Annotated in this window: 11 protein-coding genes, 1 pseudogene and 2 riboswitches; of the genes and pseudogenes, 11 read left to right on the top strand and 1 reads right to left on the bottom strand. The window is 65.4% G+C overall.

Annotated features, from left to right (window positions below):
* The first annotated feature begins 37 nt into the window (after nucleotides 1-37).
* The 4 genes and pseudogenes from K323_RS0119250 (at nucleotide 38) to K323_RS27370 (ending at nucleotide 3,392) form a co-directional block, all read left to right on the top strand.
* Nucleotides 38-625 (top strand): recombinase family protein, encoded by a 588-nt coding sequence (locus K323_RS0119250; protein WP_022886895.1) that lies wholly within the window; start codon nucleotides 38-40, stop codon nucleotides 623-625.
* A 69-nt stretch (nucleotides 626-694) separates the two neighbouring features.
* Nucleotides 695-880, top strand: a pseudogene (locus K323_RS30930) (helix-turn-helix domain-containing protein); the annotation flags it as partial.
* 201 nt (nucleotides 881-1,081) lie between these two features.
* Nucleotides 1,082-1,189, top strand: a riboswitch (TPP riboswitch).
* A 50-nt stretch (nucleotides 1,190-1,239) separates the two neighbouring features.
* Complete coding sequence (locus tag K323_RS0119245; protein ID WP_022886894.1) at nucleotides 1,240-2,028, top strand: 3-oxoacyl-ACP reductase; 789 nt, start codon at nucleotides 1,240-1,242, stop codon at nucleotides 2,026-2,028.
* On the top strand, nucleotides 2,028-3,392 hold the full coding sequence (locus K323_RS27370) for an LLM class flavin-dependent oxidoreductase (RefSeq protein WP_022886893.1): 1,365 nt from the start codon (nucleotides 2,028-2,030) through the stop codon (nucleotides 3,390-3,392). Before K323_RS0119245 ends, K323_RS27370 begins: the two co-directional genes overlap by 1 nt.
* Here K323_RS27370 and thiE read toward each other — a convergent pair.
* A complete protein-coding gene (gene thiE, locus K323_RS0119235; RefSeq protein WP_022886892.1) occupies nucleotides 3,389-4,033 on the bottom strand; it encodes a thiamine phosphate synthase in 645 nt (214 codons plus the stop codon). The two genes, K323_RS27370 and thiE, sit on opposite strands and share 4 nt — an antisense overlap.
* A gap of 150 nt (nucleotides 4,034-4,183) precedes the next feature.
* Between thiE and thiO the strand changes: the two genes are divergently transcribed.
* The 7 genes from thiO to K323_RS0119200 all read left to right on the top strand — a co-directional run bounded on the left by thiO (nucleotide 4,184) and on the right by K323_RS0119200 (nucleotide 11,069).
* On the top strand, nucleotides 4,184-5,419 hold the full coding sequence (thiO, locus tag K323_RS0119230; RefSeq protein ID WP_022886891.1) for a glycine oxidase ThiO: 1,236 nt from the start codon (nucleotides 4,184-4,186) through the stop codon (nucleotides 5,417-5,419).
* The gene (thiS, locus tag K323_RS0119225) at nucleotides 5,412-5,696 is read left to right on the top strand and encodes a sulfur carrier protein ThiS (RefSeq protein ID WP_022886890.1); all 285 of its coding nucleotides are present in this window, start codon (nucleotides 5,412-5,414) and stop codon (nucleotides 5,694-5,696) included. Before thiO ends, thiS begins: the two co-directional genes overlap by 8 nt.
* Before the next feature lie 112 nt (nucleotides 5,697-5,808).
* Nucleotides 5,809-6,582, top strand: a complete 774-nt coding sequence (locus tag K323_RS0119220; RefSeq protein ID WP_022886889.1) for a thiazole synthase — start codon at nucleotides 5,809-5,811, stop codon at nucleotides 6,580-6,582.
* Entirely contained in the window at nucleotides 6,579-7,748 is a 1,170-nt protein-coding gene (gene moeB, locus K323_RS0119215) for a molybdopterin-synthase adenylyltransferase MoeB (protein ID WP_022886888.1), read from the top strand. Before K323_RS0119220 ends, moeB begins: the two co-directional genes overlap by 4 nt.
* Nucleotides 7,749-7,876: 128 nt before the next feature.
* A riboswitch (TPP riboswitch) is annotated at nucleotides 7,877-7,997 on the top strand.
* Between the two features lie 76 nt (nucleotides 7,998-8,073).
* Nucleotides 8,074-8,688, top strand: a complete 615-nt coding sequence (locus K323_RS0119210; RefSeq protein WP_022886887.1) for an ECF transporter S component — start codon at nucleotides 8,074-8,076, stop codon at nucleotides 8,686-8,688.
* Nucleotides 8,689-8,691: 3 nt separating this feature from the next.
* The gene (locus K323_RS0119205; RefSeq protein WP_022886886.1) at nucleotides 8,692-10,227 is read left to right on the top strand and encodes an ABC transporter ATP-binding protein; all 1,536 of its coding nucleotides are present in this window, start codon (nucleotides 8,692-8,694) and stop codon (nucleotides 10,225-10,227) included.
* A gap of 44 nt (nucleotides 10,228-10,271) precedes the next feature.
* Nucleotides 10,272-11,069 carry an energy-coupling factor transporter transmembrane component T family protein gene (locus tag K323_RS0119200; protein WP_051147442.1) on the top strand — a complete coding sequence of 266 codons (798 nt, stop codon included), beginning with the start codon at nucleotides 10,272-10,274 and terminating at the stop codon, nucleotides 11,067-11,069.
* Nucleotides 11,070-11,090: the final 21 nt, after the last annotated feature.

The following is an 11,090-nucleotide window of genomic DNA, read 5'->3' as shown; positions in this document are numbered from 1 at the left end:
ACGACGACAAAGCCACGACGTGCGATATTCTCGACACATGCTTATCGGCTACGCGCGCGTCTCCACCGCAGACCAAAACCCCGACCACCAAATTGATGCCCTCACCCGCGCCGGCGTCGACCCGGCAGACATCTACCTAGATCGCGCCAGCGGGGCCAAAGCATCCCGCCCCGAACTCGACAAAGCCCTCGCCTCCGCCAACAGGGCAGGCGATCAACTCGTCATCACCCGGCTCGACCGCCTCGGTCGATCCGTGTTGCACCTGGTCACCCTCGGCGCTGCCCTCCAAGAACGAGGCGTCGGTCTGCGCGTGCTCGAGCAAAGCATCGACACCACCACAGCCGAAGGCAGAGCCATGTTCGGGATGCTCTCCGTCCTGGCTGAACTGCAACGAGAACTCATCATCGCCAACACCCGCGACGGGCTGAACGCCGCTCGGGCCCGAGGGCGAAAAGGTGGCCGTAAGCCCAGACTTACGCCCGAGCAGGCCCTTCACGCCCAAGAATTTTACGACGCCGGCAACCACACCGTCCAACAGATCGCGGACCTACTCAAAACGCCACGATCAACCGTCTACGGACACCTCAACAAAGAAAGCATCGGCAGAAAACCGCAACCCGCGTAACCACTTCACAATCCTTAGCGGACGTTTTCGTTCCATTACGACGCAGACCCCATCTAGACGCAGACCCCATCTATAGGAGTGGGTCGCAAACAGGGATATCGATGGATCAAAGCCGCTGGCGGCCGGATACCCGTTCCGACGGTTGCGTCTTCGGGACGTTTTCTGGGCCAGGAGGAACGTCTGCGCATCGCGGATCTGAGGTTGGGTGGTGCTGGTGTCAGGGCGATCGCGCGGGATCTGGATCGTGCCGCGTCTCGCGGTGGTCAGTGAGTTCGCGAATCGTCGAGCAAGGAATGTGGAGTACCGAGTCTTCCATCTACCGACACCATCGCCCGCGTAGTAGTTGCGCACAAAGCGGGCACGACCGGGGTTCGAAACGCCTCACGCCAAAACGATAAATCATCAGCACGACACGCCGACGATCTGAATAGTTGTCATCGGTGGGCTATCGTCGGGAGGAGTGACACGGGGTGCCCCGCTGGCGAAGGCCGATTCGGAGCTGAGATGACACCCGTCGAACCTGATCCAGTTAGCACTGGCGAAGGGATGTCCGAACCCGGGTTAACGCTGATGCCGTGCGGTTCATGCCTTCGCCCCGGTTGAAAGGCATTTCTATGAAGTCCACAACACTCTCTATTGCCCTGCCCATCCGTGACCAGGTGGTGTTGGTCACCGGTGGCGCCCGTGGGCTCGGGGCCCGCCTGGTGCAGTCGTTCCTGGGCGAAGGCGCCCGAGTGGTGGTTAACTACCTGGGCAGTGCAGACACGGCCCGAGAAACCGCCGCCGCATTCCCGAAACGAGCGGTGGCCATCCAGGCGGATGTGCGTGATCCTGCAGAGGTCGCTGCCCTGGTCGCGGAAGCTGCGGCGTATTTCGGCTCACCGATCAACACCGTCATCAATAATGCACTCGCCGATTTCTCCTTCAATGGGGATTCCCGGCCGCACGCGGACGCGTTGACTTGGGAAAACCTGGAGCAGCAATTTTCCGGTACCGTGCGGGGTGCACTGAACACCGTGCAGTCGGCACTGCCCGGGATGCGCGCGACCGGCTTTGGGCGCATCATCAATGTGGGCACCAACCTCTTCCAAAACCCGGTGGTCCCGTACCACGACTACACCGCGGCCAAGGCCGCGCTGCTTTCGCTGACCCGCACCCTCGCTCACGACCTGGGCCCGGACGGCATCACAGTGAACATGGTTTCGGGCGGACTCCTGCGCACAACGGATGCCAGCTCGGCCACGCCCGAAGCGGTTTTTGACCTGATTGCGGCCGGGACACCCCTTCGCCGGGTCACCACCCCGGAGGAGTTCGCGGACGCCGCGCTGTTCTTCGCCTCTCCCTGGTCGCGATCGGTCACCGGACAAAATCTGGTGGTCGACGGCGGACTGGTGATGAGCTGATGCCCCGCGCCGTGCGCAGCCTGCACCTGAACTTGTTCATCTCGGGCTGCGGGCACCACAAAGCGGCGTGGCGGCATCCGGAATCGTCGGCGGAGCGGCTGGGAGATATCGGTTATTTTGAGGAGCTGGCTCGCACGGCCGAGCGCGGACTGCTGGATGCGGTGTTCTTCGCGGACGGTCAGTCGGCCGGCAATGTCGCCGATGGCCCCCGTGGGTTCCTCGAACCGCTGACCGCACTGGCCGCCATGAGTCGGGCCACGAAGCGAATCGGGCTGGTCAGCACCGTCTCCAGCACGTTTTACACCCCGTTCCACGCCGCGCGGATGCTGGCATCACTGGACCATATTTCCGGCGGCCGCGCCGGTTGGAATGTCGTGACATCCATGTTCGACGCCGAGGCCCGCAATCACGGGCTCGAGCAGATGCCGGACCACGCGGGGCGCTATGCCCGCGCCGACGAGTTTGTGGACGTCGTTCTGCGACTGTGGGATTCCTGGGCCGATGACGCGCTGCGTTATGACCGGGCCGGCAACTACGCGGACCCGGGCCGCGTGAACCCGGTCAACCACCGCGGGGAACACTTCCGGGTGGACGGGCCGCTGAACGTGCCGCGCCCGCCGCAGGGACATCCGGTGCTCTTTCAGGCCGGAGCCTCTGAGCCAGGCCGAGAGCTGGCCGCCCGTCGGGCGGAGGCCATTTACGCCGTCGCCGCCGATCGCGACAGCGCCCGCGAGTACTACCTCGACGTCAAGGACCGGATTCGCGCCGCCGGTCGCAACCCGGATGCCGTGGCGATCATGCCGGGATTGGTGACCTACGTGGGTTCCACCGAAGCCGAGGCCAGGGCACTGCAGCGGGAACTGGATGACCTGCTGCCAGCCGAGGATTCCCTGCGGCAACTGGGCCAGTTCATCGGACAGGACTGCATGGGCTGGGAGCTGGACGCTCCGATTCCTGCCCTGCCGCCGCTGAACGAATTCACCGGGCCCCAGGGCCGATACGCCACCATCCTGCGCATCATCGCCACCGAACAATCCACCTCCGGCACCAAGGCACGCCCGACCGTGCGCGAGCTGCTGGGCCGCCTGGCGGCCGGCGGCGGGCACGCCACGATGGTGGGCACTCCGGAGCAGATTGCGGATGAGATGACCCGCTGGTTTGAGCACGGCGGCGCCGACGGCTTCAATCTGATGCCGCCAACCCTGCCGGGAGGCATTGACGATTTCGTGGACCATGTGGTTCCGGTGTTGCAGCGGCGGGGTCTGTTCCGCCGCGAGTATGCCGCCAGCACGTTGCGCGGACACTTAGGATTGCCCCGGCCGAAGTCAACCCTGGCACCTGAAGCCCGAGTACGTCAGCGCTAATCCAACGGTGGCAGGCAAGCGCGGAGTTTCTGCGCGGCCTCCGTCGGATCCTCGGCCTCGGTGATGGCACGAACGACGACGATGCGGCTCGCTCCGGTCGCGACGACCTGCTCGACGTTTTCCAGGTCAATGCCTCCAATGGCATACCAGGGCAGCACGCTTTCGACAGCCAGCACGCGTTCGGCGGCGTACCGCACCAGCTCCAACCCGACGGCGGCACGCTCGGGTTTGGTGGGCGTCGCCCAGACCGGGCCGACACAGAAGTAGTCGAGGCCGGGGGCGGCCAGTGCATCGGTAACCTGCTCCGGCGTATGGCTGGAGAGTCCGATTCTGGTTTTGGGGCCCAGGAGAGATCGGGCGGAAGCCAGCGGGAGATCTTTCTGACCGATGTGAAAGACCGGCGCTTGGCTGACGGATGCGATGTCCGCCCGGTCGTTGACGGCCCACAGCTTGCCGTGGCGCTCGGCCGACCCCTGGAGCACCCTCAGGAGTTCCAGTTCCTCGGCGGCCTCGAGGGTTTTGTCCCGAAGCTGGATGATGTCCACGCCTCCAGTGAAGGCGGCATCCAGGAACGCGGAAAAATCGCCGCGCTCCTTGCGGGCATCCGTGCACAGGTACAGCTGGGCGTGATCGTGGGCCATTGGAACTACACTAGAGGCGATCTACGGGAGCCTGCACCACATCGGGGAGACAGGCTGAGAGGGCACCGGTTACTCATTCACCGGCCGACCGTGTTGTGTTCAACAACAGACCTGATCCGGCTAGTACCGGCGTAGGGAAGGAATGCTTTTTTGACTGGATCACCTGTTCTGGCAGACGTAGATGTTGCCGTGATCGGCGCTGGCATTGTCGGCCTCGGAATTGCCTGGACTGCGGCGCAATCCGGCCGTACCGTCGCCGTCATCGACCCCGCGCCGGCCTCGGGGGCAACATATGCGGCAGCAGGCATGCTGGCTCCGGTCAGCGAGCTGCACTATCAGGAAGAAGGTCTACTGGAGCTGACGCTGGCCTCTGCGGCGCTGTATCCAGCCTTTGTGAAACCGCTCGAGACGGCTGAAGCCTCCACCGGGTACCGGCTGACCAGAACGATAACCGTGGGCGCGGACGCCGCCGACCGGCAGGCGTTGACCGATCTGCGCGAGGTGCAGCTTCAGCATGGACTACTGGTGGAGCCGCTGACCATCCGCGAAGCACGGTCCATGGAACCCCTGCTGGGTCCCCAGCTGTCCAGCGCCTTCAACGTCGAACAGGATCATCAGGCCGACCCCCGACTACTGGCCAGTCGGCTGGAATCCGCCATCGCGGTCACCGCCAGTCAAGAGAAATGGACCCACAATTACTCGATCCGGCAGAACGCCGTCGGGCTGCTGCATGAAGACCAATCGGATACCACCTCTCGAGTCACCGGCGTCTACCTCGCCGATGGCTCCTCGGTCAACGCGGGCGAGGTGATCGTGGCCAACGGCCTGGCGGCTTCGGAGCTCAACGGGCTGCCCGCCGGGCTGAAGTTACCGCTGCGTCCCGTTTATGGAGACATCCTGCGCCTGCGCGTTCCGGAGCGCCTCCAGCCACTGCTCACGGCGACTATTCGCGGACTGGTTCGCGGCCTGCCGGTGTATCTCGTTCCGCGTTCCGATGGAACGCTCGTGATCGGCGCCACCTCACGCGAGGACGGTTCTGCGGCGGTTTCCGCCGGCGGTGTGCATCAACTGCTGCGGGATTCCCAGGTGCTCGTGCCCGCTGTCGCCGAGCTGGAACTCATTGAGACCACGGCCCGCGCGCGGCCGGGCACACCCGACAATGCACCGCTGCTCGGACGCGTGTCCCGCGCCCCGGGAGGTGGCGGCGGAGACATTGCCGGTCTCATCATCGCCACGGGTTTTTTCCGCCACGGTGTGCTGCTCACCCCGATCGCGGCTCAGCTCTGCCTGCAACTTCTTGACGGCACGGACAACGCCCGGTGGAACCGCTTTCGTCCCGACCGTTTTTCACGACCCACCACATCGAAGGAGGCCCAGCTTGCCTGAAACACCCGTAGCTGAAACACGCCTGACAGACACATCGCTGCCCGACATCACCCTCAACGGAGCCGCGCGTGCGCACAGGCCGGGCGAGACCGTCACCGATCTGGTCGGGGAAGCAACCGGACGCCGGATTGCGCCGGATGGTCAGGCGGCGGATGGGAAGCGACTCGGCGTCGCCGTCGCCCTTAACGCCGCAGTGGTACCGCGGAGCCAGTGGTCGACCACGGCCCTGAACCCCGGTGACGACATCGAAATAATTACGGCAGTGCAGGGAGGCTAGACCGATGAATACCCGGGACACTCTGCGTCTCCCAAAACCCGCGAGCCTCCATGAATCCGCCCGTCTCCAGGAACGCGCGAGTCTCCACGATTACGCGAGCGCCGGCGAAAAAATGGGTCGTGATTCCTTGCTGATCGACGGGGTGCACCTGAACTCGCGCCTGATCATGGGCACCGGCGGAGCGCCCAGCCTCGACGGGCTGGGAGCTGCCCTGCTGGCATCCGGTACGGAACTCACCACGGTGGCCATGCGCCGGTACAGCCCCGACGTGGCCGGGTCCCTGTTTGACCTGCTGATCAAAAACGGAATCCGTGTGCTCCCGAACACGGCCGGCTGCTTCACCGCCCGCGAAGCCGTGCTGACGGCGGAGCTGGCCCGCGAGGCGCTTGAAACCGACTGGGTCAAGCTTGAGGTCATTGCCGATGAGCAAACGCTGCTGCCGGATGCCGTCGAGCTGGTAGACGCCACGGAACAGCTGGTCGCGCGCGGTTTCAAGGTCTTCGCCTATACCAACGACGACCCGGTGCTGGCGTTGCGGTTGGAGAATCTGGGAGCCGTCGCCATCATGCCGCTCGGCGCCCCGATCGGCACGGGGCTCGGCATCCTGAACCCGCACAATATCGAGCTGATCGTGGCCCGGGCCGGCGTTCCAGTGGTACTCGATGCCGGAATCGGCACGGCTTCGGATGCGGCGCTGGCCATGGAGCTCGGCTGCGACGCCGTGCTCCTGGCTACGGCCGTGACGAGGGCGCAGGATCCGGTGCGAATGGGTGCGGCTTTCAAACATGCCGTCATCGCGGGCCGGCTCGCCGCCCAGGCCGGGCGAATACCGAAACGCCAGCACGCGCTCGCGTCCTCCGCGATGGAAGGACGCCCGGACCTGTGAGCGTGCTGCCGCCCCTGGCCGAGCCGGCTGCCGACCTGACCGCCCTGGAAATCGAACGCTATTCCCGGCACATCCTGATTCCCGAGATCGGCACGCTGGGTCAACGAAGGCTGAAGAACGCCAAGGTGCTCGTGATCGGCGCCGGTGGCCTTGGCTCGCCGGTGCTGCTCTATCTTGCCGCCGCCGGTGTTGGCACCCTCGGGATCGTCGACGACGACGAAGTCGACCTCAGCAACCTCCAACGTCAGGTGATTCACGGCGTGACGGATGTGGGGCGGACCAAACTTAAATCGGCCAGAGACGCGGTCGCGGAGCTGAACCCGCTGGTCACCGTGCGGCTGCATGACACTCGGCTCGATTCGCACAACGCCCTCGCGCTGTTTGCCGACTACGACCTGATTGTGGACGGAACCGACAATTTCGCTACGCGCTACCTGGTCAACGACGCCGCCGCCCTGCTCGGCAAGCCCTGTGTTTGGGGGTCAATTTTCCGCTTCGACGGGCAGGTCAGCGTCTTCTGGGAGAAACACGGACCGACCTACCGGGATCTGTACCCAGAGCCCCCTGCCGCCGGCTCGATTCCGTCGTGCTCGGAAGGCGGGGTCTTCGGGATGCTCTGCGCCGCCGTCGGGTCCATGATGGTGACCGAGGCAGTCAAGTTGATCACCGGCGTCGGACGCACCCTGCTGGGGCGTGTTCTGCTGTTCGATGCGCTGGCGTCGTCCTGGCGAGAGATCACCGTCTGCAAAGACCCCGCCGGCCTGCCCATCACGAAACTGGTCGACTACGAACTCTTCTGTGGGGTGGTTCCAGAGCCGGTTCCGGGCGTCGAAAACAGCATCACCGTGCACCAGTTGGCCACGATGTTGGGCGAGCGGGCGGCCGGCCGGGGTGACTTCGATCTGATCGACGTCAGGGAACCGGGCGAACACGCCATCGTCAGTATCCCGGGCTCCCGGCTGATTCCGCAGGGCCGCATCCTCTCCCAGGATGTGATCCCGGAACTGCGCCAGGATCGGGACATCGTGCTGCACTGCAAGGCCGGCGCGCGTTCGGCCGACGTGCTGGCCAACCTCCGGCGGCGCGGCTACACCCGGATTCGGCACGTGCAGGGAGGCGTGCTGGCGTGGGTGAAAGAAATTGAACCGTCCAAGCCGGTGTATTAGACGGATGCCTCGCGGCCTGGCGTCTGCTTGGCTGGCTGGCTGGCGGCGCGGAATTGACCTCGTACCAAACCTCGTGTAAACCAGACCTGCCGAGTCTTTCGGCACCACAACACCACTTAACAACAGCCACATAACGACAGGGGAGCGCCGGCTCGCAACAGCGAAGTCGGGCGCTGAGAGTGCGTTCACACGCAGACCCTCGAACCTGATCCGGTTAGTACCGGCGAAGGGAGTCGAGTTCTCAGAGACAACAGCGACACCGGGTCTGATTCCAGACCCGCTTTCGACGGATGCCTCTCCCCTCCTGTTTCCTCAGGAGGACATCATGACCAACACCGAAACCACAGTTGTAAAGAAAAAGACGCGCGAATGGCGCGTCGTCGATATCGTCGTCGCCTCCGTCGTATCCGTCGCCGTCGGCGTCATCTTCTGGGCCTGGTCGGCCGGATACGCGGGCATCGCGGTCATCACGGCGGCGTTTCCGCCTCTCGGTGGACTCTATGGCGGCGGCTGGCTGATTGCCGGCGTCATCGGCGGTCTGCTCATCCGTAAGCCAGGGGCCGCGCTCTACTGTGAACTGCTGGCCGCCGTCGTCGAAGCGCTGCTGGGCTCGGCCTTCGGACTCACCGTCATTCTCTCGGGCCTGATTCAGGGCGTCGGGGCCGAGTTGGCCTTCGCGCTGTTTGGCTACCGAAAGTTCACGCTGTCGGTCGCCGTGCTCGCCGGGGCGCTGGCCGGTGTGGCGATGGGCATCCATGCCAGCTTCAGCAGTAACGCCGAGTGGGCGTTCGGTTGGAAGATCGTCTACCTGATTCTCGGTGCCGTCTCCGGTGCCGTCATCGCCGGCCTGTTGTCCTGGCTGGCCGTGCGGGGCCTTGGCCGCACGGGCGCGCTGTCCAACCTGGCCGCCCGACGAGCAGCCACGGAATCCGTGTTCTGACGGATGGGTTTCCCGAAGAACCACGGCAACGACGGGGTACGGCCCGCTGCGGTGTCCGCCGCAGGCTGGGGCTGGCAACATTCCGGCCGCACCCGCAAGGCGATCGCCGACCTGAACCTGACGATTGAGCCCGGGGAACGCGTTTTGCTACTTGGCCCCTCCGGAGCCGGCAAGTCGACACTGCTCCACGCACTGGCCGGCGTTCTCGGCGGCGACGAAGAGGCCTCCGAATTCGGCCGGCTGCTGATCGACGGCCGGCCGGCCGCCGAGCAGCGCGGCCGCTCCGGGCTGATGCAGCAAGATCCGGATTCACAGGTGGTCCTCTCCCGGTTGGGTGACGACGTCGCATTCGGCGCGGAGAATCTCTCGGTACCCCGGGAGGAAATCTGGCTGCGGGTGCACGAATCTCTCGACGCCGTCGGACTGAACCTTCCGCTGGACCACCCCACCTCGCGGCTGTCCGGCGGCCAGAAACAACGCCTCGGGCTGGCCGGCATCCTGGCCATGCGGCCGGGCCTGATCCTGTTGGATGAGCCGACGGCGAACCTTGACCCGGCAGGCGTGCTCGAGGTGCGCGACGCGGTGGTGAGAACCCTTGACCGCACGGGGGCGACACTGGTCGTGGTCGAGCATCGGGTGGCCATTTGGGCGGATGTGGCGACCCGGATTGTCGTTCTGGAGCCCGGCGGAGGCGTCATGATCGACGGCTCCCCCGCCAATGTGCTGAACCAGGCCCGCCGGATGCTGATCGGGGCCGGAGTGTGGGTTCCGGGTTTCGTCCCCGAGACCCGAAGCCGCGTGAATCCGCCGACCGACCAGAACGGAGGCTTGCGCGGAACCGATGGCTCAGTACTCCTGAGTGCGTCAGGCCTCGGCGTCTCCCGCCGGCGATCAAACCGTCGGCATCCGGTCACCCCCGTTGTTGCAGGACTTTCGGCCGAGGTGCGAGCCGGGCTGGCACTGAGCATCACCGGTCCCAACGGCGTCGGCAAATCCACGGTCGCCCTGACTCTGGGCGGGCTGCTGCCCGCCGCCCGGGGTGAGGTCGTCGCATCCGCCGTGCTGCACCGCGAAGCCGGGCCTGATCCCTTTGCCTGGACCGGGTCAGAGCTCATCGCTCGAATCGGCACGGTGTTTCAGGAACCGGAGCACCAGTTTGTCACCGGTAACGTTCTGGACGAGCTGAACTTCGGACCGCGGCGTCTGGGTCGGGGGGAGGAACGCGTGGACGATCTTCTGCAGCGGCTCCGCCTGACGCATCTGACCGCGGCCAACCCGTTCACCCTGTCGGGGGGCGAAAAGCGTCGGTTGTCCGTTGCCACCGTGCTCGCGGCCAGCCCGCAGGTTCTGGTGCTCGATGAGCCGACCTTCGGGCAGGACGCGAACACCTGGGCCGAATTGGCCGGGCTGCTCACCGAGCTGCTGGATGCCGGAACCGCCGTCGTCTCCGTCACCCACGACGAGGAATTCACCAAGGTTCTGGGCGGTCGCCGACTGCACCTGGAACCTGACCGTGTCGTGCTTGAGGCTCTGGCATGAGCACCGACGTGACGGCCGCCATGAGTGCCGACATGAGCACCGACATGAGCACCGACGTCATCGCGGTGCCACGGTCCACCGGGTGGCTGGCCCACGCCAACCCGTTATCCAAGCTCGCCGCAGCTCTGCTCCTGACGCTGGCCCTGCTCCTCACCATCGATTGGGCATCCTCGACAGTCGCACTGGTCTGTGAGCTGACGATTTTCCCGCTGGCCGGGGTCAGCATCCGTGCTCTGGTTGTGCGCGGCTGGCCGATTCTGGCGGCAGCACTGGTCGGCGGCTACGGAACGGCCCTCCTGGCTCCCAAGACCGGTGGCGTGCTGCTCGATTGGGGGCCGCTGGTCTTCACGGAAGGCTCGCTGGAGTCCGGACTGGCCATTGTGCTGCGTGGAATCGCCATCGCCCTGCCGGGTATCATTCTGCTCGCCAGCACCGATCCGACGGACCTGGCCGACTCGCTCGCCCAGAATCTGAGGCTGCCGCATCGTTTTGTGCTCGGGGCGTTGGCCGCCCTGCGGCTGGTCGGGCTCATGATCGAGGAATGGCAGACCCTCGGCATGGCCCGCCGCGCCCGCGGTGTGGGCTCGAACGTCGGTTTCCTGGGCCGGTTCACGGCATCCGTCGGCCAGGGCCTGGCCTTGCTGGTGCAAGCCATCCGCCGGGCAACCAGACTAGCCGCGACCATGGAGGCCAGAGGCTTCGGCGGCCGCCAACGCACGTGGGCGCGCGAATCCAACGTCGGAGTCATCGACGTGTGGGTCCTGACGGCCGGCGTGATCATCACCGGTGCGTCTCTGACGGCCGCAATCGCCCTACACACCTGGAACCCCGTGTGGACGTGAAAATCAAACGGCCGAGTAGAG

This window comes from Glaciibacter superstes DSM 21135 (assembly GCF_000421145.1).
Taxonomy (GTDB): domain Bacteria; phylum Actinomycetota; class Actinomycetes; order Actinomycetales; family Microbacteriaceae; genus Cryobacterium; species Cryobacterium superstes.
The sequence above is the reverse complement of the archived record's forward strand: the minus strand, read 5'-3'. Positions and strand labels throughout refer to the sequence as shown.

Excerpts from the sequence above, each read along its gene's own strand:
- K323_RS0119250 (WP_022886895.1), top strand. The coding sequence starts at position 38 with ATGCTTATCGGCTACGCGCGCGTCTCCACCGCAGACCAAAACCCCGAC.
- K323_RS0119245 (WP_022886894.1), top strand. The coding sequence starts at position 1,240 with ATGAAGTCCACAACACTCTCTATTGCCCTGCCCATCCGTGACCAGGTG.
- K323_RS27370 (WP_022886893.1), top strand. The coding sequence starts at position 2,028 with ATGCCCCGCGCCGTGCGCAGCCTGCACCTGAACTTGTTCATCTCGGGC.
- thiE (WP_022886892.1), bottom strand. The coding sequence starts at position 4,033 with ATGGCCCACGATCACGCCCAGCTGTACCTGTGCACGGATGCCCGCAAG.
- K323_RS0119220 (WP_022886889.1), top strand. The coding sequence starts at position 5,809 with ATGGGTCGTGATTCCTTGCTGATCGACGGGGTGCACCTGAACTCGCGC.
- K323_RS0119210 (WP_022886887.1), top strand. The coding sequence starts at position 8,074 with ATGACCAACACCGAAACCACAGTTGTAAAGAAAAAGACGCGCGAATGG.
- K323_RS0119205 (WP_022886886.1), top strand. The coding sequence starts at position 8,692 with ATGGGTTTCCCGAAGAACCACGGCAACGACGGGGTACGGCCCGCTGCG.
- K323_RS0119200 (WP_051147442.1), top strand. The coding sequence starts at position 10,272 with ATGAGCACCGACGTCATCGCGGTGCCACGGTCCACCGGGTGGCTGGCC.